Genomic DNA, 21,980 nt, shown 5'->3' with positions numbered 1-21,980 from the left:
CGGGCTTTCAGCCGCTGGCCTGGTGACTGGCTGGGCTGCCGGTCGGGGTCGCGGGTCGGGGCACCCTGGTGGCGCCGTCGGGGTTGGCGTCGGTGCTGGTCAGGAGGCGGACCAGGGCACCGCCATCGTCCAGCGCGCGGAGGTAGGAGCGGACCCAGGCCCGGATGTCGTGCTGGTGCAGGTGGGCGCGCATGGCCTGCATCCGTTGGGTGATGTCGGCCGGGCTGGCCCGCAGCGCCGCACGGAGGCCCTGCTTGAGCCCTTCCAGGTCGTGCGGGTTGACCAGGTACGCCTGGGACAGCTCAGCGGCGGTGCCGGCGAACTCGCTGAGCAGCAGAGCGCCCGTGTCGTCCACCCGGGCGGCCACGTACTCCTTGGCGACGAGGTTCATCCCGTCGCGCAGCGGCGTCACCGCCATGACGTCGGCGACGCGGTAGAGCGCGGCCAGCTCGGCACGGTCGAAGGGCTGGGTGAGGTAGTGGATCGCCGGCTCGCCGACCCGGCCGAACTCGCCGTTGATCCGGCCCACCTCGCGCTCGATCCGCTCCCGCAGGATCTGGTACTGGCCGACGCGTTCCCGGCTCGGCATCGCGACCTGCACCAGCACGGTGTCGCGGACCTTGACGTCGCCGCTGGCGAGCAGTTCGCTGTACGCCTTGAGCCGCTGCTCGATGCCCTTGGTGTAGTCCATCCGGTCCACGCTGAGGACGACCTGCCGGGGGTCGCCGAGGTCCTGACGTAGCCGGCGGGCCCGAGCGGCCACGTCCGGGCGGGCGGCGAGCGCGCCCATCTCGGCGGTGTCGATGGAGACCGGGAACGCGCCGATGCGGACGACCCGGTCGTCGATGCCGATGCGCCGGTCGGTGGCTGGCAGCTCCAGCACCTTGGTCACCAGCTGGGCGAAGTTGTGCGCCGCCTGGGCGCGCTGGAAGCCGACCAGGTCGGCGCCGAGCATGCCGCGCAGCAGTTCGGCGCGGCGGGGCAGCTGCATGAACAGCTCCGGCGGTGGGAACGGCACGTGCAGGAAGAACCCGATGCGCAGGTCCGGGCGGAGCGCGCGCAGTTGGCCGGGCACCAGGTGCAGGTGGTAATCCTGCACCCAGACCACCCCGCCCGGCTCGGCCACCTCGGCGGTCGCCTCGGCGAAGCGCTGGTTGACCCGCTGGTACGCCTCCCACCACCGGCGGTGATGCTGCGGTTGCTCCACGGCGTCGTGGTAGAGCGGCCAGAGGGTGGCGTTGGCGAACCCTTCGTAGTGGTCGCGCAGGTCTTCCGGGCTGAGCGCGACGGTGTGCATCCGGACGCCGTCCACGTCCGGCAGGGTGGGGGCCGGCCCGGTGCCGCCGGCCCAGCCGACCCAGGTCGCCGGGGTGTGCCGCAGGAGCGGGTGCAGCGCGCTGACCAGCCCACCTGGGCTGCGCCGCCACTCGCAGGCACCGTCGGGCGCCTGGCTGTCGTCGATGGGGAGGCGGTTGGCCACCACCACGAGGGAACTCTGTCGCATCTCGGGCATTCCGATCAGCAGAGGACTGACCGCCGCGAGCAAGGGAAAACCGGTCAGTCAGCGGGGGAAGTGACGTACAGCGGTATTCCTACTGACAGTAAGTTACACCACTGTTACGGCCCCGGCGGGTCGGTGTCGTCCCGGGATGCGGGCCGGGCTCAGACGACGGCGCCGTTGTCCGGGTCGTCGTCGTCCTCGTCGCCGGGGCGCAGCCGCCAGATCAGCGTGACGAAACCGGCCAGAATGCCGGTGAACCCGAACAGGGTGACCGCCGACTTGTCCACCGGGACCAGCCACGGGAAGAGGAAGAGCGCGAACCCGACGACCACACCGAGCACGCCGACCACGGCGTACTTGCTGAAGCGGGGCAGCGGAGGCGGTGGGGGCGGGTGGTATCCCTCGTCGTCCTCGTCGTCGGGCAGGTCGGCGCCGAACGTGTCCAGCCCGTCCAGCAGCGACGGCTCGTCCGGCCGGGTGTCGCGCCCGACGGAAATCCCGGAGATGTCGGTCGCGGACGGTAGCCGGCGGACGTCGGTGGCGGTCGGACCGGGCTCGTCGGTCCCGGAGCGGGCCAACGGACCAGCGGTCGGCTCGTCGAGGGCGTCCCGTTCGTCCACGTCCTCCGCGGCCGGCCACGGGCGTTCGCCGACCGTGGCGGAGGTGTGGAAGCCGGCCACGATCCGCGCCCACTCGGCGTCGATGTCCGGTTCGTCACGGGCTGGCGGCTGCTCCGGAGCGGTCTCGTCGGAGAGCTGGGTCAGGTAGTCCCGTGCGGTGGTCAGGTGTGAGCGGTCGACGTAGAGCCGGTCGACCGGCCGGGCCGGAACGGTGGTGGTGCGGGTGACCGGGTTGAGGTCGGCGGAGGGCTGCAGGTAGGCGGCGATCCCGCCGGCGGCCAGCACGTCGAGCAGGTGCTCGCCGACGCGCGGATCGACGTCGCCGACGACGGCGTACTCGTTCGCGTCGAGCCCGTTGTCCCGCCGTCCCCGGCGGGCCCCACCCGCTGACACCCGGACATCCCCCTTTAACGCGCCTCCCGGCGCGGCCGCCCCTGCGTCTCGGCGCCCGTTCGCACGCCGTGCTTTGAATCGTGACACGTCAGGGCATGGTTCCGGGAGTGCGTTGTGTCGCGTCTTCCAAAGTCACGGCTGCTGCCGCAGGTCGCGGCGGGGCTTCTTTGTCCGTTCTTGCTCAACAAGTGCTATCTCGACGATCGTTGACGCCCGGGCGACCCCGACACGCCGAGCGCCCGCCCGGCTGACCTACCGCCGATCGGAACGGAGGGGCACGCGTGGCTGCTGGTGACTATGAGGAACTGGACGTCCCACCGCAGTTCCAGACTTTCGCGGACCGTCACCACCTCGAATACCGACAGACGCCGCCCGGGATCGCGCTCTACCTGGGCCTGGGCTCGACCTTCCTGGGGTTGCTGTTCAGCACCGCCCCGAAGGTCCCCGACGACCGGATCCTCGGCTACCTGCTGCTGGGCGCCGGCGCGGTGCTCCTCGTCGCCTCCCGGGTGCTGCACAAGCGCAAGCGAAGGCGGGAAGAGGAGCTGTACCGCGAGTACCTACAGTGGAACAAGGAGCAGGGCGGGTAACCAGCTGTCGCAGACGCGTACCGAGGGTCGGGATGGATCGCCCTGAAATTTCGTCCGTTGTGGGGAGCTCAGCACGCCACCGCCGGCCCGGTCGGGCTGATCGGCCGACCGGCCAGGGCGAGCAGACCGGGGGCGTCGTTGCGCAACGCGAAGGTGCGTACCTCGGCACGCGGCACCCGGGCGGCCGTCGGGTCACCGGCCCGGGTCAGCTCCGCCGCCGCGAACGTCAGCGCCAGCACCCGGTCGCTGGCGTCCGGGATCCGCCCGTAAATCTCGGCGGCGACCAGGTGCAGCTCGGCCGAGCGTCGGTGGTCGCCGTCCGCCGCGGCCAGGGCCGCCGTCACGGTCCGCAACGCGGCCTCCGACCAGGGCGTGCGGTGCCCGACCCGACCCAGCATCGTGCGGACCCGCACCGCCGCGCTCCGACCGCTCAGGGCTGCGGCGTACGCGGCTGCGGCGATCCACTCCCCACTGGCCAGGGCCGGTACCGCTGACCAGCATCGGTCCAGCTCGTCGATCAGCTCCGCCGCCTCGGCCTCGCGCCCCTGCAGCGCGCGGCACAACGCCGCCATGCTCAGCATCGTCCAGTGCAGTCGGTGGAACCCGCTGCGTCGCGCGGTGTCCAACGCGTCGGCCAGGTCGTCCGGATCCTCGTCGTCTCGCAAGACCAGCAGACAGCAGCGAAGCCCGCGTACCTGCATGTCCCAACTTCCGGTGGGCGTGTCCACGAACGCCTCCGCCGCCGCGAGGAGCCGGCCGAAGTCGCCGTCGAACCAGGCGCGCATCGCCTCCGCCGAGTAGCTGGTGGTCAGGGTCTGGCCGCTGGCGGTACGCGCCGGCGCGGCCGAGAGCAGGGCGTTGGATCGCAGCCAGTCGCCTTCCTCCCGGATCGCCCAGGCGAGGTTCTGGGTGGCGCGGGGCAGCGCCAGCAGTTGACCGGCCCGGGCGAACTCCACGATCGCGTGCAGCTCGTCCAGGCCGACCCGGTCCCCGGACTGGTAGCGGGCGGTGGCCGCGGTGATCCGGGCATTGGTGCGGCTCTCGGTCAGACCCAGCCGCTCGGCGATCTCCGCCGCCGTGTCCGCCGCCGTCACGGCCTGGTCCCGCTCGTAGTTGAGCATGTGCAGCCGGCCCAGCTCGGCGTACGCGTCCGCCTTCTGCGGGCTGTCCGGCAACGGCTCGAACAGGTGCACCGCGCGGTCCAGGCAGGCCAGCGCGTCGCCGCGGTCGGCCCGCAGCCAGGCGGCCTGGCCGAGCAGCGTCCAGGCCCGGGCGGCGCAGGCGTCGTCGTCGTGCGCCAGCAGCCGGTCGGCGAGCGCGTGCAGCTGCTCCGGCCCACCGCCGGAGAGGAAGCCGTTGCCGTCCCGATAGAACGAGATCTCCGTGCTCAGCAGCTCCAACTGGAGCCGGCCCACCGGGTCGCTGTCGTCGGCCAGGCCGAGTGCCCGGCCCGCATGGCTGGCCGCCGCGTCCAGCCCGTGCAGCGCGTACGCCCGGCGGGCCGCCCGGTGCAGCGCCTGCCGCGCCGGCCCGGCGTAGCGCCGCACCTGCATGCCCAGCGAGCGGGCGATCTCGTGAGCCGCCCAGCGGTGGTGGGCGAGCACCTCGGCCAGGTCGGTGTCGCGGCTGTGCGACAGCGCGTCGAGCCAGTCGGCGGCCCGCTCGTGCCGGGCAACCCGCTCGGTGCGCGGCAACCGCTGGTAGCAGACGTCGCGTACCAGCACGTGGCGGAACCGGAACTCCGCCTGCCCGGCCATCGTCGACGCGGACTGCTCGTGCACGAAGTCGCGCTGTTCGAGTCGGCGCAGCGAGCGCTCGACCGACTCGACCTGCTGGCCGAGAGCGGCGGCCACCGATCCGGGCCAGAACTGCACCCCGACCACCGAGGCGGCCAGCAGCACCGCGCGATCCTTGGCGTCCAGCAGGTCCACCCGGTTGGCGATCACCGCGTGCACGCTCTCCGGCATGGTCAGCTCAAGGTGCTTGTCCAGCGACCACCCCCGCCCGGACTGGCGCAGTGCCCCCTGCTCGATCAGCATCCGGACGTACTCGTGGGCGTAGAGCGGGTTGCCGCCGGCCACCTCGATCAGCGGGTTCAGCATGTCGGCGGAGAACGCGGCCTGGCCGAACAGGTGCGCGTACAGGGCGGCGATGCCGGTGTCGCGCAGTGGCGGCAGGGTGATGGTCACCGAGCCGGTGATCGACCCGGCCCAGCTCGGGTCCCGGTCGACCAGCTCCGGGCGGGCAGTGCACAGCAGGAGCAGCGGCACGTCGCGGGCCGCCGCCCCGAGCAGCTCCACGAAGCGCAGCATCGCGTCGTCGGCCCAGTGCAGGTCCTCGAAGACCAGCACGGTGGGGCGGCGGGTGGCCAACGCCAGCAGGAAGCGCCGCCACGCCGACTCCGCCTCCTCGGCCGGCAGCGGCGTGCCGGGCAGCCCGACCAGCGGACGCAGGGCGTCCACCACCCGGTCCCGCTCGCCCGGGCCGATCAGCTCACCCACGGCGGCGGCCAGCCGCTGCGCGGCGCTGGCCGCCGGGTCCGTGTCGAGGATGCCGGCCTCGGTCTTGACGATGTCGGCGAGCGCGGCGAAGGTGACGTTCTCCCCGAATGGCGGGCAGCGCCCGGTTCGCCAGGTCAGCGGCTCGTCGACCATCCGGCCGGTGTGTCGGTACAGCTCCCGCAGCAGTCGGCTCTTGCCGATGCCCGCCCGGCCGAAGATCGTCACCACCTGGGGCAGCCGGTCGCGCAGCGACCGGTGCAGAGCGTTGACGAGCATCCCCAACTCGTGTTCCCGATCGACCAGCGGCGTGGTGTCCGGCTCCCGGTCGGTGGCCTGGCGGCGCAGCGGGGACAGGGCGAGCCACACCTCGGTCGGTGACGACCGGCCGCGCAGAGTGACCGGGGGCTGCTCCTCGTAACGGATCGCATCCTTGGTGAGCGCGTGGGTGGTGCCACAGACCAGCACCCCTCCGGGTGGTGCGACGGACTGCATCCGGGATGCGGTGTTGACCACGTCGCCGGCCACGATCGCCTGCCCGCCGTCGCGGGCGGCGGCCACGTCGACCAGCGCCTCGCCGGTGGCCACCCCGACCCGGAACCGCAGTTCGGTGCTGCCGGTCGGCGTGAACCGGGTGAGCACCCGCTGCAGCTCCAGGCCGGCCCGGACGCAGCGTAGCGCGTCGGTCTCGGTGGCAATCGGGGCACCGAAGAGTGCCATCACCGCGTCCCCGATGTACTTCTCCACCACCCCGCCGTACTGGCCGACCACCCGACGGGCGGCGGAGAAGAACCCGGTCTGCATGCCACGGACCTGCTCCGGGTCGGTCCGTTCGACGTACGGCGTGAAATCGATCAGGTCGACGAAGAGCACGCTCACCCGGCGGCGGTCCTCCTGCGAGGCGACCGCGGCCTGGCGGTCCGCGCCCGGTCGGGGCGACCCGCACGAGGTGCAGAACGTGACGTCCGAGGCGAGCGGGCGCAGGCAGTGCGGGCACACAGCGCCCAGCTCGGCGCCGCAGCCACCGCAGAAACGGTCCCCGTCGGCGGCCGTGCGTCCACAGCGTCCACACTGCGCGGCGATGACACCCCTCCACTGGCGAACCGGATGACGCCGGTGGCGTCCCCTGACAGGGAGTATCGCCCCCGGCGCGGCTGTCGGGTACTGGCCTGTTGGCTTGTGGACAGTCCAATCGGGTGGTCAACCGACTAGATTCAGGCGGCCAGATATGGATCAGCGACCAGAGGGGGACAGGTCAATGGTGTACGTCAAGTTGGAAAGCGACTGGACCGACGGCAACGGGGTCAGCCACTCCGCAGGCGATTCGGTGGACGTCGACGCGGCCACGCTCGCCACGCTGCAGGCCGACGGCATCGTGAGCGAGCAGTCCCACGGCCCGGGCGGCGACGGCAAGGGTCCGGACAAGTGGGCCGGGCCGGGCAGCCCCGGAGTGTGACCCGACGCCGGTAACGCGTCGCGGCCGGGTCGCCCACGGGTGACCCGGCCGCGTCATGTCGTCTCGGTGCGTCAGCGGTCGTTCATGCCGGCGCGGCGGCGCAGCGCGGCCACGTCGGTCACCACGATCCGACGCCCCTCGGTACGCAGCCAGCCGCGGCTGGCGAACGAGCCGATCGCCTGGTTGACGCTCTGCCGGGAACCACCGGCCATCTCGGCCAGTTGACTCTGGTTGAGCTCGATCGTGATCATCGGTGCCTGGCTCTCGCCCGCCAACCGGACCAGCGTCTTGGCAACCCGACCGGGCAGGTCGAGGAAGACGTGGTCGGCGTTCTGCTCGGTCAGCCGGCGGATCAGCCCGCCCAGCGAGCGCATCACCGCGTCCAGGATGCGAGGGTTGGAGTGCACCAGCTCCATGAACGCCCCCCGGGAGAGTGCGAGCGCCGCGCAGTCCTCGATGGCCTCCGCGGAGGCGGACCGGGTGGACGCGTCGAGCAGGGAGACCTCGCCGAGCACGTCCGGTGGACGGATCACCGACAGCACGGCCCGCTCGCCGGTGGGTGCGGTGCGAAAGACGGCCACCGCGCCGCGGCGCAGCACGATCAGCGACTCACCCGGGTCGTTCTCCACGAAGAGCAACTGACCCTTGCGGTAGGTGCGCGGGACGGCGGCGGCGATGACCCGCTGCCGCACCTCAGGCTCCAACCCGGCGAACATCTCGACACCCGTGAGCGCGTCACCCGGCTCCGGCAGGCGAACCTCCACGGCCCAACCCCTCCCCGGTCATGGACCACAAACTCGCTCACCGGGCGAACCTGATGGGCCCCGACAAGGTGAACTGACACCGATTCGGCGTCCGGTAGCGGTACACATCAGATCATGACGGTCCGGTCGCTTGCTGTACACCCCTCGAAGCACTTCCGTGACCGTCGCGAGCTGCGGCGCACCGTTTCTGCGATGTCTGTCCCGGTCGGCGCGCGGGTCGTCGCTGGCTCCGGCCGTGCCGTCCCGCCGGCCCCGCCGGTCAGCGCCGCGCGGCGGTGGGCGAGGATGGCCGGAATGGTCTACCGCTACTTCTACGACTGCGAGTTCATCGAGGACGGCACAACCGTCGACCTCGTCTCGATCGGTGTCGTCGACGAGTACGGCCGCGAGTTCTACGCGGTCTCCACCGAGTTCGACGATTCCCGCGCCGTGCCCTGGGTCCGTCGCAATGTGTTGGACAAGCTGCCCTCCCCGGCGGACCGGGCCTGGCGGTCACGCGAGCGCATCCGCGACGACCTGTTCGACTTCCTGGTCGAGCCGATCCGGGACCGGCCGGGCGAGCAGCTGGAGCTGTGGGCCTGGTTCGCCGCGTACGACCACGTGGTGCTCGCCCAGCTCTGGGGTGCGATGCCGGCGCTGCCCCGGGAGATTCCCCGCTACACCAAGGAGCTGCGGCAGCTCTGGGACGACCGTGGTCGGCCGACCTTGCCCGACGCGGACGCCGCCCGGCACGACGCTCTGGTCGACGCCCGGCACAATCTGGCACGGTGGCGGGCGATGACGAGCCGCTGAGTGCGGTCGGAGGTTTGACCGGTTCTGTCCCGGGCATCGGTTCGACGAGCCGAGCCGAGGAGAGTGCCATGAGCAACCAGCCGACCAGTGCCGCCGAGGCCCGCGCCCGGGTCACCGAACTGGCCCGGGCCGCGCGGATCTGCATGCTCACCACGACTGCTCTGGACGGGCGGCAGGTGAGCCGGCCGATGGGGCTTCAGGAAGCCGAGTTCGACGGCGAGTTGTGGTTCTTCGCCTCCGCCGACTCGGCCAAGGTCCGCCAGCTCCGGGTCAACCCGGAGGTCAACGTCGCCTTTTCCGATCAGAAGCACAACGCCTGGGTGTCGATCTCCGGCACCGCCACCGAGGGCTTCGACCGAGCCCGGGCCGAGCGGCTGTGGAGCCCGCTGCTCAAGGCGTGGTTTGCTGACGGGCTGGACACCCCCGGACTCACGCTGATCAAGGTGCACGCCAGTTCCGCCGAGTACTGGGACTCGGCGAGCAGCGCCATGGTCAACTTGCTCGGCTTCGCGAAGGCCGCGGTCACGGGACGCCCGCCGAAGGCCGGCGAGAACCGCGAGGTGACCTTCTGAGCAGCGATGGTTGGGTGAGTCACCCCGGGGCGCGCTGTCGTCGCACCAGCAGGCCGACTACAGTTCGCAGTGACGGCCCGCCCCGGGCCGGCAACGGCGCCGATGGTCTGACTTGACACATATCCTGGGGCAAATCGGGCTTTACCTGATGCTTCAGGAGGATGAGCGGATCATGCGTATCGGCGTGCTCACCGGCGGCGGCGACTGCCCGGGTCTCAATGCGGTCATCCGGGCGGTGGTCCGCAAGGGCGTCGCCACGTACGGTCACGAGTTCGTGGGCTTCCGGGACGGCTGGAAGGGCCCGCTGGAGGGTCTGTCCCGACCCCTGAACATCGCTGACGTCCGTGGCATCCTGCCCCGCGGCGGCACCATCCTCGGCTCGTCCCGGACCAACCCGTTCAAGATCGAGAACGGCGTCGAGCGGATCAAGGACAACCTCGCCGCGCAGGGCGTGGACGCGCTGATCGCGATCGGCGGCGAGGACACCCTCGGCGTGGCCACCAAGCTCCACGAGCTGGGCGTGCACGTCATCGGCGTGCCGAAGACGATCGACAACGACCTCGGCGCCACCGACTACACCTTCGGCTTCGACACCGCGGTCAACATCGCGATGGAGGCCATCGACCGCCTGCACACCACCGCGGAGAGCCACCACCGCACCCTGGTCGTCGAGGTGATGGGCCGGCACGCCGGTTGGATCGCCCTGCACGCCGGCCTGGCCGGCGGCGCCAACGTGATCCTGCTGCCCGAGCGGCAGTTCGACGTCGAGCAGGTGGCCGGCTACGTCGAGAAGCGCTTCCAGCACCAGTACGCCCCGATCGTGGTGGTCGCCGAGGGCGCCCAGCCACTGGACGGCCAGATGGTCCTCGCCAACCAGGAGTTGGACTCGTTCGGCCACGTCCGCCTCGGCGGCATCGGCCAGTGGCTCGCCGAGCAGCTGGAGGCCAAGACCGGCAAGGAGGCCCGCACCGTGGTGCTGGGCCACATCCAGCGCGGTGGCACCCCGACCGCCTTCGACCGGGTGCTCGCCACCCGCCTGGGCCTGCATGCCATCGACGCCGTCAACGACGGCGACTGGGGCAAGATGGTCGCGATGCAGAGCACCGACATCGTCCGGGTGCCGCTGGCCGATGCCACCCGCGAGCTGAAGACCGTGCCGCTGGAGCGGTACGCCGAAGCCGAGGTCTTCTTCGGCAGCTGATCCCCGCCAGCCTGCGGCGCGGCGGCCCCCCGCCGCCGCGCCGCCCCCGCGCCCTCCGGGTGCCCCCCGGGGCCCCCCGGCGCCATAGCCCGTCGATCTAGGGCGTATCGCTGTGTCTGGAGATCAACTGACGACGATCCGCCCTAGATCGGCGGGGTGAGGGAGGGGTGCGGGCGACATGGCAGCTGGGGTGCACACCGTTGCCGTTATTGGCGCGGGCAAGATTGGGGAGCTGATGCTTTCCGGGCTGCTGCGCTCGGGGTGGCCGGTGGATCGGTTGCTGGCTACCGCTCGGCGGCCGGCCCGCGCCGAGGAGTTGACCGCCCGCTACGGCGTACGGGTGGTCGACAACCTGACGGCGGTGGACGAGGCGGCGGTGCTCGCGGTCTCCGTGAAACCGCAGGACGCCGCCGCGCTGCTCGACGAGATCGGCCCCAAGGTGCCGGCCGACAAGCTCGTCATTTCGCTCTGCGCCGGTCTGCCCACCAGTTTCTTCAGCCGCCGGCTGCCCGATGGCACCCCCGTGGTCCGGGTGATGACCAACACCCCGGCGTTGGTCGACGAGGCGATGACCGCGATCTCGGCAGGCGCGTACGCCACCGGGGCGCACCTGGCGTTGGCCGAGGAGATGTTCAAGCCCCTCGGTCAGACGATCCGGGTGCCCGAGTCACAACAGGACGCGGTCACCGCGCTCTCCGGCTCCGGCCCGGCCTACTTCTACCTGCTGGTCGAGGCCATGATCGACGCTGGGATCCTGCTCGGGCTACCCCGGCAGGTGGCCCACGAGCTGATCGTGCAGACCGCGATCGGTTCCGCGGTGATGCTGCGCGACTCCGGCGAGCACCCGGTCAAGCTGCGCGAGGCGGTCACCTCGCCGGCCGGCACCACCATCTCCGCGATCCGTGAGCTGGAGAAGCACGGCGTACGGGCGGCGCTGCTCGCCGCACTGGAGGCTGCCCGGGATCGCGCCCGCGAGCTGGCGGCCCAGGCCGACTGAGCGTTCCGGGCGCTTCGCGGGGCCGTGCGTGCCGCATACTGGCCCGGTGTTCACACTCGCCCAGGCCCGGCACCTGGTGGCCACCCTGCAGCCGCGCATCGACGAGCTGATCCGGGTCCGGGCCGACCTGGCCGAGCTGCGCGCCGACCTGGCCGACCACGGGGTGAGCGCGCTCGGCGGGCTGGCCGAGGTGAAGGCGCTGGAGGCCCGGCTGCATGCCGTCGTCGATGAGCTGCACCAGCACGACATCCAGGTCAAGGGCATCGCTCCGGTGCTGCTCGACTTTCCCGGCGAGCGGGCCGGCCGCGCCGTGCTCTGGTGCTGGCTGGAAGGCGACTCCGACGTGCGCTGGTACCACCGGGCCGAGTGCGGCTTCGCCGGCCGCCGCCCGCTCTGACGCCGCCCACCCTGACGCCGCCCACTCTGACGCCGCCCACCCTGACGCCGGTGCTGGCATGGGATCGCCAGGCTCAGTCGATGATCCACTCGCGATCCCGGAAACCGGGGCATCCGGCGAGCTGGACACCCCGACATTTTGAACCCCAGTTGATCAGGCCGCGAGAGCACTGCGTGCCGGACCGGTGAGCGGGCCGGACCCGAGTTGATCAGGCCGCGAGAGCGCTGCGGGCTGGACCGGTGAGCGGGCTGGACCGGTGAGCGGGCTGGACCGGTGAGCGGGCTGGACCGGCGAGCGGGCCGGGGACGGTGCCGCGGGCCAGACTGGCGGCTCAGCCCGCGGCGGACTCTGGCAGCGCCGGGCGGGCCGCCTCGGTCACCGCGAAAACCACCACGTTGTCCCGGTAGTGCCCGCTCCGCCGGTCGAACTCGCCACCGCAGGTGACCAGGCGCAGCTCCGCGCCGGGCGTCGGCCCGTAGACCACGGCTGTCGGGAACTGATCCTTGCGGGTACGCAGCGAACCGGTCACCCGGAACGACAACCGCTGTCCGCCGCGCCACACCTCAACCCGGTCGCCGGGCCGAAGCTCACCGAGCCGGGCGAAGACCGCCGGACCGCGCCGCGAGTCCAGGTGCCCGGCGAGCACGGCCGGACCGGTGTCGCCGGGGGCCGGGCCACCGCCGTACCAGCCAGCGGTGTCGAAGTCGGTCGGCGGGATCAGCGCACCGGCGCGGTCCAGGCCCAGCATGGTGAGCGTGGAGTCGAGGTCGATACGCGGTACGCGTACCCGCGTGGGTGGATCCTGTGACGCGGGCGCGGCGGCCGTCGACGGGCAGTCGTCGGCGCAGCCGGGGTGCCAGCTCGCCATCGGCGGCGCGGCGCCGGTGGTGGCGAGCCCGACCCCGGTGCCGGCGGCCAGGCAGACCGCCGCGCCTGCCGCGACCAGCGCGGCCAGCGGCACCCGGCGGTCGCGGTGCCGTCGGATCGACGGGTCGGGCCCGGTGTTCACCAGGTGGTGCGCCGTCGTCGGTGCCACATCAGCAGGGTCACCGCGACGGCCGCCGCAGCCAACCCGCCGGCCACCAGGGGGTACGCGCCGAGCCCGGCCCTCGCGGTGCCGCCAGCGCCGGTGTCCACCCCGCCGGCGGGCACGACGGTGCCGCCCTCGGCGTCGCGGCGCAGCTCGGCGGTGAGCCCGCCCTGCTTCGCGTCGAGCACCAGCAGTGAATAGACGGCGCCGCCGCTGAGTCGCACCTCGGCGTCGGTGCTCGGCCCGCCAGCGCCCGTCAGCCGCAGCCGCCAGCTGCCCGGCTCGACCTCCTGGTATTCGGTCGTCGTCGCGAACTGCACGCCGTCGGCGATCATCGGGCCGTCGGCGGCAGCCACGTCGAGCACCGGGGTACGCACGGACGCCTGCACGACACGCACCTTGGCGCGGCCCCGCGTGGGCGTGCTGAGGTCATCGTTGAGCACCCGCAGCCCCAGGTCTGCGTACCGGCCGACACCGGCAACCGTGTACGCGTCGCCGCTGGTCACCGCGACCTCGGTGGTGAGCACCGGGGGATCGCTGGCGGGAGCGCCGGCCTCGCGCATCGCCACCGCGTACCGGCCGGGTGCCAGTTCCAGGTAGTCGGAGACCACGCCGTAGCCGACCCCGGGGAAGACCCTCGGCTTCGCGGAGTCCGGCGCGACCAGATAGACGTCGACGGCCGGGGTGTCCGGGGACAGGTGGGCGAGCCGGACGTATCCGACGGTGTCCGCGCCGGTCGCGGCACTGGCCGGAACCGGGGCGCCGGCGGCGGCGAGGGCGGTGGTGAGCAGGAGCGCGCCGGAGCCGGCCAGCAGCCGGCGGGGCGCGGTACGGAGCGTGTGCATGTCGCCTCCGGAAGCACGTTCGGTGAGCGGGCGGCAACCCAGAGAACAGGGTCCCGTGTATGGGACTGCAACGCAAGTTGCCAAGGCGATGTTTTTGTGGCCGCCCGGCCCCGCCGCACTGCCCTCGCGTTGCGCCCTCACCCGTGGGAGGGCGGCGGCGTTGCTCAGCGGGTCGCGGCGGCCAGGGCGGCGCGTACCTTCTCGGCGTCGCCCTGGGCCGGGTGCTCCCAGTTGGTCGGGTCGGCGGAGTAGGGCGTGCCGTACGCCGGGGTGTCCGGCTGGTAGCGCCACCCCTCGGCCAGCGACCCGACGTCGACCGCGTCGTAGCCGATCCGGTCCAGGAAGGCCGTCACCTCGGCCTTCGCGGCGGCGTCGTCGCCCGCGATCGCGAGGGCGCTGCGGTCGGCCGCGCCGGACGGCCGGGGGAGCGCGGCCAGGTGCTTGAAGTAGATGTTGTTGAAGACCTTGACCACCCGGGCGCCCGGCAGGTGCCGCTGCAGCAGCTCACTGCTGGTGGTCTCGTTGGAGTCCAGCTCGGGGAAGGTCCCGTCACGCTGTGGGTAGTAGTTGTTGGTGTCGATGACGACCTTGCCGGCCAGCGGCTCCGCGGGCACCGCGCGGTACGCCTTCAGCGGCACAGTGACCACCACCAGATCGCCGACTGCCGCCGCGTCCTGTGCCGTGCCGGCGCTGGCGTGCCCGCCCAACTCGTCGACGAGGTCCTTCAGCGTCTCCGGGCCGCGCGAGTTGCTCAGCACCACGTCGTAGCCGGCATCCACTGCCAGTCGGGCCAACGTGCCGCCGATGTTGCCACTGCCGATCAGTCCCACAATTGTCATGCTCGTTCCCAACTCCGTCCATCCGCGACCATTCCCGACCGGCGCGATGGGTTATTCCGGTTGCCGGGGCGTCGGCCGTGTACGAAGACTGGTGGCATGCGCTGCCTCGCCGAGGATCTCGCGGCCTTCGCCGCCGGCGCCGACGCCTGGCTGTGTCGCGAGCCGGTCCTGCACAACGTACTGCGCACGCTGGTCGTCGATCGGCTCTCCGGCGACGTGCCACTCTCCGGTGACGGGCGGTTCGTCCGGGCCCTCGCCGATCACGGTGACCTGTCGATCAAGAGGCTTGCGTCGGAAACGGGCTTCAGCTGACGCAAATCTCTTGATCAACACGACTCGGGGGTGAACGTCAGGCGGTGGTGGGGAGTGCCTTCTCGATGGCGATGCGCAGTTCGTCGGCGGCGGGCTCGACCGTCGGGGCGAAGCGCGCGGCGACCGTGCCGTCCGGGGTCACCAGGAACTTCTCGAAGTTCCACCGGACGTCCCCGGTGTGCCCGTCGGCGTCCGGGGCGTCCACCAGCGTGGTGTAGAGCGGGTGTCGCTCGGGGCCGTTGACGTCGATTTTCTCGGTCAGCGGGAAGGTCACCCCGTAGTTGACCTGGCAGAAGTCGCTGATCTCGGCGGCGCTGCCTGGCTCCTGTCCAGCGAACTGGTTGCAGGGGACGCCGAGCACCACCAGGCCCCGGTCGGCGTAGGTGTCCGCGAGCGCCTGGAGGCCGGCGTACTGGGGTGTGAGGCCGCAGCGGGAAGCCACGTTGACGACCAGCAGCGCCTTGCCGCGGTAGCGGGCCAGCTCGGCAGGGCCGCCGTTGAGGGCGCCGATCGGGATGTCGAAGACGGTCATGGACCGAGGCTACGCGCCGGTGGGGCGGGGTTTCGGGGGCGGGCGGGCCTGGCGCACTACATGCACCAGGAGAAATCGAAACATGGACATCTTGACGAAGTGATGACGCTGTGAGTACCGTCTCACCATCCCTTTTGGAAAGTTTCCTAACAGTTCGGGAGACGCCTTATGAAAAGATCGCTCCGCCGGGCCCTCTGGGCCGGTGCCGTGGTCGCCGTGACCGTCGCAGCGGTGCCGATGACCACCGCGTTCGGCGCCGGCACAGTCACCACCACGTTCACCAAGGTGCAGGACTGGGGGACCGGTCACGAAACGAAGGTGACCGTCACCAACGGGTCGAGCGCCACCATCAACACCTGGCGCATCGAGTTCGACCTGCCCTCGGGCACCGCCATCAGCAGCGCCTGGGACGCCGACGTGACCAGCAGCGGCAACCACTGGGTCGCGGTGAAGAAGAGCTGGGCCGGCGGGCTCGCCCCGGGTGCCTCGTTCAGCTGGGGTTACAACGGCACGGGCGCCTTCAAGGCACCGTTGAACTGCACCGTCAACGGCGCACCCTGCGGCGGCGGCACCCCGACCAGCCCGCCGACCACGACCCCGCCGCCGACCACCACCCCGCCGACCACGACGCCACCCACCACCACCCCGCCCACCACGCCACCGCCGACCACCAACCCGCCGAACCCGGGTGGCAAGAAGGTCGTCGGCTACTTCGCCGAGTGGGGCGTCTACGCCCGCAACTACCACGTCAAGAACATCCAGACCAGCGGCTCCGCCGCCAAGCTGACCCACATCCTGTACGCCTTCGGCAACACCACCGGTGGCCGCTGCTCCATCGGCGACAGCTACGCCGACTACGAGAAGGCGTACACGGCGGCGGACAGCGTGGACGGCGTCGCCGACACCTGGGACCAGCCGCTGCGGGGCAGCTTCAACCAGCTGCGCAAGCTCAAGAAGATGAACCCGCACCTCAAGGTGATCTGGTCGTTCGGCGGTTGGACCTGGTCCGGCGGCTTCACCCAGGCCGCGCAGAACCCGGCCGCCTTCGCCGAGAGCTGCTACAACCTGGTCGAGGACCCGCGCTGGGCGGACGTCTTCGACGGCATCGACGTCGACTGGGAATACCCGAACGCCTGCGGCCTGAGCTGTGACACCAGCGGCCCGAACGCGTTCAAGAACGTGATCGGCGCGCTGCGGACCAAGTTCGGCTCCAACGCCCTGGTCACCGCCGCGATCACCGCGGACGGCAGTAACGGCGGCAAGATCGACGCCACCGACTACGCCGGGGCCATCGGCAACCTCAACTGGCTGATGCCGATGACCTACGACTACTTCGGCGCCTTCGCCGCACAGGGCCCGACGGCACCGCACTCGCCGCTCACCTCGTACACCGGCATTCCGCAGCAGGGCTTCAACTCGGACGCGGCGATCCAGAAGCTCAAGAGCAAGGGCGTACCGGCCAACAAGCTGCTGCTCGGCATCGGCTTCTACGGTCGGGGCTGGACCGGGGTCACCCAGGCCGCCCCGGGCGGCAGCGCCACCGGCGCGGCACCGGGCACCTACGAGGCGGGCATCGAGGACTACAAGGTCCTCAAGAACACCTGCCCGGCCACCGGGACGGTCGGCGGCACCGCGTACGCCAAGTGCGGCAGCAACTGGTGGAGCTACGACACCCCGTCGACCATCAACGGCAAGATGACGTACGCGAACAACCAGGGCCTCGGTGGCGCGTTCTTCTGGGAGCTCTCCGGTGACACCGGCAACGGCGAGCTCATTGGCGCCATCAAGGGCGGTCTCGGCTGAGCCGAGGGCCGACGCATCACCCACACGGCGGGGAGGGGCCGCACCGTCCCTCCCCGCCCGTGACAACACCGGCCCGGTCGACGCCCAGCGTCGGCCGGGCCGCCGTCGTTGGGTGAGGCCAGCGCGATGTGGCAGACTCGCGGCTCGGCACGTCTCGATCTCACCGTCGACGGAGGTGGTCATGCGCCCGACCCATCGCAGGCTGGCGGCGACCGCCGCCGGGCTAGTGCTGCTGCCGGTCGCCCTGGTCGGGTGCGGGATCGGCGACGACGACGACACGGCCGCCAAGCCCGAGCGGGCCCCCGCCGAGGAGGCTGCCACCCGGTCCCGCGAGCGCGTCCAGGCGTACCTCGACGCGATGACCGCCAAGGACGTGGCCGCCGGCCGCAGCCAGCTCTGCGCGCTGCTGCACGAGGGCTTCGACCTGGGCGCGACCGGCCCCAACGGCGACTTCGCCGATCACTTCGAGGTGCCCGAGGCGGCCATCACCGACGTCCGGTCCGGCCCGCGCGGCCAGGAGGTCAGCGTCTCGGTGTCGGTCACCGCCGGCAAGCGCAAGGCCACCCGGCCGCTGGTGTTCACCGTCACCCGCGACGGCGGCGACTGGTGCATCGCCGGGGAAGCGCCGGGCGACGCCCCGCCCGCCAGCCCGTCGCCGGGCGACGCCGTCCCCTCGCCCGCTTCCTGAACTCCGCCCACCGGGACTGGTCTCCCATCTACCGGAACCGTCCCCCTCGCCGCCCGGGCACCCCCGCGGTCGCCGTACGCTTTCTGTCATGCGCCATGAGTGGCATCAGCTGAGCCATCCCGCGGTGAGCAGCCCGGGCCTGCAGACCAGCCGACCGACCGTCGACTCCGCCGAGGACGCCGCGCTCGGCCTGGACCGATGGCGGGAGCTGCCCCGCGAGCAGATCCCGCCGTGGTCCGACCCGGCGGCCGTCGCCGCGGTCTGCAAGGTCCTCGACACCGTGCCGTCGGTCGTCGCGCCCTACGAGGTGGACCAGCTCCGGCAGAAGCTCGCCCTGGTCTGCGAGGGCAAGGCGTTCCTGCTCCAGGGCGGTGACTGCGCCGAGACGTTCGTCGACAACACCGAGAGTCACCTGCTGGCCAACGCCCGCACCCTGCTCCAGATGGCGATCGTGCTCACCTACGGCGCGTCGCTGCCGGTGGTCAAGGTTGCCCGGGTCGCCGGGCAGTACACGAAGCCCCGCTCACTGCCCACCGACGCGCGCGGCCTGCCCGCATACCGGGGCGACATGATCAACTCGTTGGAGGCCGACCCGGCCGCCCGGGTCGCCGACCCGCAGCGCATGATCCGGGCGTACGCCAACTCGGCGGCGGCGATGAACATGCTCCGGGCGTACCTCGCCGGCGGGCTCGCCGACCTGCACGCCGTGCACGACTGGAACAAGGGCTTCGTGAAGAACTCCCCGGCGGGGGAGCGCTACGAGGCGATCGCCCGGGAGATCGACCGGGCGCTGGCCTTCATCCGGGCCTGCGGGATGACCGACGACGAGGCGCTGCGTACCGTCACGCTCTACTGCTCCCACGAGGCCCTCGCCCTGGAATACGACCGGGCGCTCACCCGGGTCTCCGACCGTCGGGCGTACGGGCTCTCCGGGCACTTCCTCTGGATCGGCGAGCGCACCCGGCAGATCAGCGGCGCGCACATCGACTTCATCTCCCGGATCGCCAACCCGATCGGCGTCAAGCTCGGCCCGACCACCTCCCCGGACGAGGCGATCGAGCTGTGCGAGAAGCTCAACCCGGACAACATCCCCGGCCGGCTCACCCTGATCAGCCGGATGGGTAACCACCGGGTGCGCGACGCCCTGCCGCCGATCGTCGCCAAGGTCACCGCCGCCGGCGCCAAGGTGGTCTGGCAGTGCGATCCGATGCACGGCAACACGCACGAGTCGTCCAACGGCTACAAGACCCGGCACTTCGACCGCATCGTCGACGAGGTGCTCGGCTACTTCGAGGTGCACCGAGGGCTGGACACCCACCCCGGTGGCCTGCACGTCGAGTTGACCGGCGAGGACGTCACCGAATGCCTCGGCGGCGCCCAGGGCATCGAGGACCTCGACCTGCCCGACCGGTACGAAACCGCCTGCGACCCGCGATTGAACACCCAGCAGTCGTTGGAGTTGGCTTTCCTCGTAGCCGAGATGCTCCGTGGCTGACGCGAGGAGTGAGCTTGCGAGCCCCGCAGCCGGCAGTGGAAAGGATGATTGTGGCTGACCTGTTCGTGGACCTGCGGTCCGACACGGTGACCCGACCCACCACCGGGATGCGGGAGGCGATGGCCACCGCCGAGGTCGGTGACGACGTCTACGGCGAGGACCCGACCGTCAACGCGCTGGAGGCCGAGGTCGCCGCGCTGTTCGGGCACGAGGCGGCGCTGTTCGCCCCGAGCGGGTCGATGGCCAACCAGATCGCCCTGCAACTGCTGGTGTCGCCTGGCGACGAGTTGCTCTGCGACGCCGACGCGCACGTGGTCACGTACGAGATCGGTGCCGCAGCCGCGTACGGCGGGATTTCCTCGCGGACCTGGCCTGCGGTTGGTGCGGACATCGACCCGGAGACGGTGGCCGGGATGATCCGACCGGACGGCTACTTCGCCGTCCCCACCCGTGCGATCGCCGTCGAGCAGACCCACAATCGCGGCGGCGGCGGGGTGATTCCGCTGGCCACCCTGCGGGAGCTGCGCGGGGTCGCCGACGACGCGGGCGTCGCGCTGCACTGCGACGGCGCCCGGATCTGGCACGCGCACGTCGCGGACGGGGTGCCCCTGATCGAGTACGGGCGGCTCTTCGACACGCTGTCGGTGTGCCTCTCCAAGGGCCTCGGCGCGCCGGTCGGCTCGCTGGTGCTGGGCAGCGCGGAGAACATCGAACGGGCTCGGCTGATCCGCAAGCGGATGGGCGGCGGCATGCGTCAGGCCGGCATCCTCGCCGCCGCCGGCCGGTACGCGCTCGCGCACCACGTCGACCGGCTGGCTGACGACCACGCCCGGGCGGCCCGGCTCGCCGAGGTGGTCGCGCCGTTCGGCGTGCTGGCCACCACGGTCCGCACCAACCTGGTCGCGCTGGACCTCACCAAGCACGCCCTGGACGCGCGTGCTCTGGCCGCCGCCGCGCGGGCCGAGGGCGTACTGATCTCGGTGCTCGGCCCCCGTACCGCCCGCCTGGTCACCCACCTGGGCCTCAACGACGCAGACATCGACCGCGCCACCACAGCCCTATCCCGCATCCTCGCCGCCTAACTCGAAAATCGAACCGTACGTAGACGCGCGGCAGCATCCCGCGTAGCGAAGCGGAGCGGGATGGGTTCTTGCTGGGTGGGTGGTGGTTATGCGGCGAGGTCGAGGGTGACGCGGTAGCCGAGGGCTTCGAGTTGGTGGATGTGGTTGCGTTTGCGGCGTTCGGTGTCGGTGCGGCTGAGGTAGAAATCGGCGCCGAGGTCATGGAAGTGGGCTTCGGGGTCGGACAGCAGGTGCCAGATGATCGTCAGGGTCGAGCGGCCGACCGCGACGATCGCGCGTTTGGCGCCGCGTCTTCGGGCGATGCGTCGGTAGCGTTCGCCGAGGAACGTGTTGGTGCGGGCGGCGGAGACGGCGATCTGGCCGAGGACGCGGGCGAGGTAACGGTTGCCGTGTCCGGTCGAGCCGTTGCCTTTGCGCCGGCCAGCGGATTCCTTGACGCCGGGGGCGAACTTGGCCCAGCCAGCGAGGTGGGCCGGGGTCGGGAAGCGGGTCATGTCGACGCCGATCTCGGCGATGATCGTGGCAGCGGCGGCCGGGCCGATCCCGGGGATGTCAAGCAGCCGGGCCGCCGCCGGGGTGAAAGGGGCCAGTTGCGCCTCGATCCGGGCGTCGACGTCGCGGATGTCGGCCTCGACCTGTTCGACCCGGGCGATCATCTTGCCCAGCAGGAACGCGTGATGATCCGTGAAATGACCGGTCAACGCTTCCTGCAAGGCGGGGATCTTGCGGCGCAGGCTGGACCGGGCCAACTCGGCCAGAGTGTGCGGGTCACGTTGCCCGCCGATCAGCGCGGCCATCATCGCCCGCCCGGACGTGCCGAACAGGTCGCTGACCACGACCGACAGCTTGATCTGCGCGTCCTCCAGGAGCTTCTCCGCCCGGTTACGTTCCGCCCCGGCCTCGGCGATCAGATCAACCCGGTAACGGGTCAGATCCCGCAGCATCCGGATCGGCGCGGGCGGCACGAAACTCGGCCGGATCATCTGCCGCTCGGCGACCTTGCACAACCACACCGCGTCCAGCTTGTCGGTCTTCGGCCGGCCCGGCAGATGCTTCACGTCGCGGGCGTTGACCAACCACACCTCGAAGCCGTGCGCCTCGAGGAGGTAGAACACCGGCTTCCAGTAGTCACTGGTCGCCTCCATCACCACCCGGGTCACGCCGAGAGCGGCCAGCCGTTCGGCCAGCCCGGTCAGCGAGCGGGTCATCGTCGGGTAGGTCCGCACCTCCTGCAACCGCCGACCCGGATGGGCCTCGTCCGGCACCCGCGCGCAACACACCAACGACGCCTTACCGATATCCAACCCAGCCACACGCGTGATGATCTGCTCTTCGTCCTGGGCCTGTTCCAGCAACCGAACCCCTCCCCACCAGCGCGAACATCAGGGCGGTCGCCCGCGGCAGCCACAGAACGGGTGAATCTAACTCGCGTGCTCGCAGCAACAGCGAAGGGCCCATAACGCGGCTACCAGCGTCCGACTAACCCACGACCTCGTACGGACCAAGGAGATACGACGTCAGCGGGCGACCGACACAATTTTCAGCCCGGAACGGGCCACCTCGCCAGAGGCGA

At 71.4% G+C, this 21,980-nt stretch carries 21 protein-coding genes; 12 read left to right on the top strand and 9 right to left on the bottom strand.

The window, feature by feature from the left end; genetic code table 11:
• Positions 1-7: 7 nt before the first annotated feature.
• Together OG811_RS02350 and OG811_RS02345 are read right to left on the bottom strand one after the other, a co-directional pair.
• Complete coding sequence (locus tag OG811_RS02350) at positions 8-1,504, bottom strand: trehalose-6-phosphate synthase (RefSeq protein WP_406071768.1); 1,497 nt, start codon at positions 1,502-1,504, stop codon at positions 8-10.
• Positions 1,505-1,662: 158 nt separating this feature from the next.
• The gene (locus OG811_RS02345; RefSeq protein WP_406071767.1) at positions 1,663-2,514 is read right to left on the bottom strand and encodes a DUF308 domain-containing protein; all 852 of its coding nucleotides are present in this window, start codon (positions 2,512-2,514) and stop codon (positions 1,663-1,665) included.
• 281 nt (positions 2,515-2,795) lie between these two features.
• On the opposite strand from OG811_RS02345, the gene OG811_RS02340 reads away from it, so the two are divergent.
• Positions 2,796-3,104: a hypothetical protein gene (locus OG811_RS02340; RefSeq protein WP_406071765.1), complete on the top strand. Its 309-nt coding sequence runs from the start codon at positions 2,796-2,798 to the stop codon at positions 3,102-3,104.
• Positions 3,105-3,172: 68 nt separating this feature from the next.
• Here the strand turns inward: OG811_RS02340 and OG811_RS02335 are convergent, their stop codons facing one another.
• Entirely contained in the window at positions 3,173-6,685 is a 3,513-nt protein-coding gene (locus tag OG811_RS02335; RefSeq protein WP_406075459.1) for an adenylate/guanylate cyclase domain-containing protein, read from the bottom strand.
• Between the two features lie 175 nt (positions 6,686-6,860).
• Here OG811_RS02335 and OG811_RS02330 point away from each other — a divergent pair, with 175 nt between their 5' ends.
• Complete coding sequence (locus OG811_RS02330; RefSeq protein WP_406071763.1) at positions 6,861-7,058, top strand: hypothetical protein; 198 nt, start codon at positions 6,861-6,863, stop codon at positions 7,056-7,058.
• A 71-nt stretch (positions 7,059-7,129) separates the two neighbouring features.
• Here the strand turns inward: OG811_RS02330 and OG811_RS02325 are convergent, their stop codons facing one another.
• Complete coding sequence (locus OG811_RS02325; RefSeq protein WP_030337710.1) at positions 7,130-7,822, bottom strand: Crp/Fnr family transcriptional regulator; 693 nt, start codon at positions 7,820-7,822, stop codon at positions 7,130-7,132.
• A gap of 294 nt (positions 7,823-8,116) precedes the next feature.
• Between OG811_RS02325 and OG811_RS02320 the strand changes: the two genes are divergently transcribed.
• From OG811_RS02320 to OG811_RS02300, 5 genes are all read left to right on the top strand, one after another.
• Positions 8,117-8,614: a polyadenylate-specific 3'-exoribonuclease AS gene (locus tag OG811_RS02320; RefSeq protein ID WP_272619576.1), complete on the top strand. Its 498-nt coding sequence runs from the start codon at positions 8,117-8,119 to the stop codon at positions 8,612-8,614.
• Between the two features lie 68 nt (positions 8,615-8,682).
• Complete coding sequence (locus OG811_RS02315; RefSeq protein WP_406071761.1) at positions 8,683-9,186, top strand: pyridoxamine 5'-phosphate oxidase family protein; 504 nt, start codon at positions 8,683-8,685, stop codon at positions 9,184-9,186.
• A 172-nt stretch (positions 9,187-9,358) separates the two neighbouring features.
• A complete protein-coding gene (locus OG811_RS02310) occupies positions 9,359-10,387 on the top strand; it encodes a 6-phosphofructokinase (RefSeq protein WP_406075457.1) in 1,029 nt (342 codons plus the stop codon).
• A 178-nt stretch (positions 10,388-10,565) separates the two neighbouring features.
• Complete coding sequence (proC, locus tag OG811_RS02305) at positions 10,566-11,384, top strand: pyrroline-5-carboxylate reductase (RefSeq protein ID WP_406071759.1); 819 nt, start codon at positions 10,566-10,568, stop codon at positions 11,382-11,384.
• A gap of 46 nt (positions 11,385-11,430) precedes the next feature.
• A complete protein-coding gene (locus OG811_RS02300; RefSeq protein ID WP_357180829.1) occupies positions 11,431-11,781 on the top strand; it encodes a DUF2203 domain-containing protein in 351 nt (116 codons plus the stop codon).
• A 331-nt stretch (positions 11,782-12,112) separates the two neighbouring features.
• Here OG811_RS02300 and OG811_RS02295 read toward each other — a convergent pair whose 3' ends face one another.
• The 3 genes from OG811_RS02295 to OG811_RS02285 all read right to left on the bottom strand — a co-directional run bounded on the left by OG811_RS02295 (position 12,113) and on the right by OG811_RS02285 (position 14,495).
• Positions 12,113-12,817, bottom strand: a complete 705-nt coding sequence (locus tag OG811_RS02295; RefSeq protein WP_406071758.1) for a class F sortase — start codon at positions 12,815-12,817, stop codon at positions 12,113-12,115.
• Positions 12,787-13,656: a DUF4397 domain-containing protein gene (locus OG811_RS02290; RefSeq protein WP_406071756.1), complete on the bottom strand. Its 870-nt coding sequence runs from the start codon at positions 13,654-13,656 to the stop codon at positions 12,787-12,789. Before OG811_RS02290 ends, OG811_RS02295 begins: the two co-directional genes overlap by 31 nt.
• A gap of 164 nt (positions 13,657-13,820) precedes the next feature.
• On the bottom strand, positions 13,821-14,495 hold the full coding sequence (locus OG811_RS02285; RefSeq protein WP_406071755.1) for an NADPH-dependent F420 reductase: 675 nt from the start codon (positions 14,493-14,495) through the stop codon (positions 13,821-13,823).
• A gap of 96 nt (positions 14,496-14,591) precedes the next feature.
• Here OG811_RS02285 and OG811_RS02280 point away from each other — a divergent pair, with 96 nt between their 5' ends.
• Positions 14,592-14,807, top strand: a complete 216-nt coding sequence (locus tag OG811_RS02280) for a hypothetical protein (protein WP_406071753.1) — start codon at positions 14,592-14,594, stop codon at positions 14,805-14,807.
• Between the two features lie 37 nt (positions 14,808-14,844).
• Here the strand turns inward: OG811_RS02280 and OG811_RS02275 are convergent, their stop codons facing one another.
• Positions 14,845-15,339 carry a glutathione peroxidase gene (locus OG811_RS02275; protein WP_406071752.1) on the bottom strand — a complete coding sequence of 165 codons (495 nt, stop codon included), beginning with the start codon at positions 15,337-15,339 and terminating at the stop codon, positions 14,845-14,847.
• A 168-nt stretch (positions 15,340-15,507) separates the two neighbouring features.
• On the opposite strand from OG811_RS02275, the gene OG811_RS02270 reads away from it, so the two are divergent.
• The 4 genes from OG811_RS02270 to OG811_RS02255 all read left to right on the top strand — a co-directional run bounded on the left by OG811_RS02270 (position 15,508) and on the right by OG811_RS02255 (position 20,407).
• Positions 15,508-17,142 carry a glycosyl hydrolase family 18 protein gene (locus tag OG811_RS02270; RefSeq protein WP_406071750.1) on the top strand — a complete coding sequence of 545 codons (1,635 nt, stop codon included), beginning with the start codon at positions 15,508-15,510 and terminating at the stop codon, positions 17,140-17,142.
• Positions 17,143-17,323: 181 nt separating this feature from the next.
• Positions 17,324-17,830: a hypothetical protein gene (locus OG811_RS02265; RefSeq protein WP_406071748.1), complete on the top strand. Its 507-nt coding sequence runs from the start codon at positions 17,324-17,326 to the stop codon at positions 17,828-17,830.
• Between the two features lie 88 nt (positions 17,831-17,918).
• On the top strand, positions 17,919-19,325 hold the full coding sequence (locus OG811_RS02260) for a class II 3-deoxy-7-phosphoheptulonate synthase (protein WP_406071747.1): 1,407 nt from the start codon (positions 17,919-17,921) through the stop codon (positions 19,323-19,325).
• 50 nt (positions 19,326-19,375) lie between these two features.
• Complete coding sequence (locus OG811_RS02255) at positions 19,376-20,407, top strand: threonine aldolase family protein (RefSeq protein WP_406071745.1); 1,032 nt, start codon at positions 19,376-19,378, stop codon at positions 20,405-20,407.
• Between the two features lie 86 nt (positions 20,408-20,493).
• On the opposite strand, the gene OG811_RS02250 is transcribed toward OG811_RS02255, so the two are convergent.
• Complete coding sequence (locus OG811_RS02250; protein ID WP_406071743.1) at positions 20,494-21,720, bottom strand: IS110 family transposase; 1,227 nt, start codon at positions 21,718-21,720, stop codon at positions 20,494-20,496.
• Positions 21,721-21,980: the final 260 nt, after the last annotated feature.

Source organism: Micromonospora sp. NBC_01638 (assembly GCF_045209745.1).
GTDB lineage: Bacteria > Actinomycetota > Actinomycetes > Mycobacteriales > Micromonosporaceae > Micromonospora.
Note: the sequence above shows the minus strand (reverse complement) of the source record. Positions and strands in the feature narration are given on the sequence as shown.

Coding starts and splice junctions, on each gene's coding strand:
- OG811_RS02350 (WP_406071768.1), bottom strand. CDS start 1,504: ATGCGACAGAGTTCCCTCGTGGTGGTGGCCAACCGCCTCCCCATCGAC.
- OG811_RS02330 (WP_406071763.1), top strand. CDS start 6,861: ATGGTGTACGTCAAGTTGGAAAGCGACTGGACCGACGGCAACGGGGTC.
- OG811_RS02320 (WP_272619576.1), top strand. CDS start 8,117: ATGGTCTACCGCTACTTCTACGACTGCGAGTTCATCGAGGACGGCACA.
- OG811_RS02315 (WP_406071761.1), top strand. CDS start 8,683: ATGAGCAACCAGCCGACCAGTGCCGCCGAGGCCCGCGCCCGGGTCACC.
- OG811_RS02310 (WP_406075457.1), top strand. CDS start 9,359: ATGCGTATCGGCGTGCTCACCGGCGGCGGCGACTGCCCGGGTCTCAAT.
- proC (WP_406071759.1), top strand. CDS start 10,566: ATGGCAGCTGGGGTGCACACCGTTGCCGTTATTGGCGCGGGCAAGATT.
- OG811_RS02290 (WP_406071756.1), bottom strand. CDS start 13,656: ATGCACACGCTCCGTACCGCGCCCCGCCGGCTGCTGGCCGGCTCCGGC.
- OG811_RS02285 (WP_406071755.1), bottom strand. CDS start 14,495: ATGACAATTGTGGGACTGATCGGCAGTGGCAACATCGGCGGCACGTTG.
- OG811_RS02280 (WP_406071753.1), top strand. CDS start 14,592: ATGCGCTGCCTCGCCGAGGATCTCGCGGCCTTCGCCGCCGGCGCCGAC.
- OG811_RS02275 (WP_406071752.1), bottom strand. CDS start 15,339: ATGACCGTCTTCGACATCCCGATCGGCGCCCTCAACGGCGGCCCTGCC.
- OG811_RS02270 (WP_406071750.1), top strand. CDS start 15,508: ATGAAAAGATCGCTCCGCCGGGCCCTCTGGGCCGGTGCCGTGGTCGCC.
- OG811_RS02265 (WP_406071748.1), top strand. CDS start 17,324: ATGCGCCCGACCCATCGCAGGCTGGCGGCGACCGCCGCCGGGCTAGTG.
- OG811_RS02260 (WP_406071747.1), top strand. CDS start 17,919: ATGCGCCATGAGTGGCATCAGCTGAGCCATCCCGCGGTGAGCAGCCCG.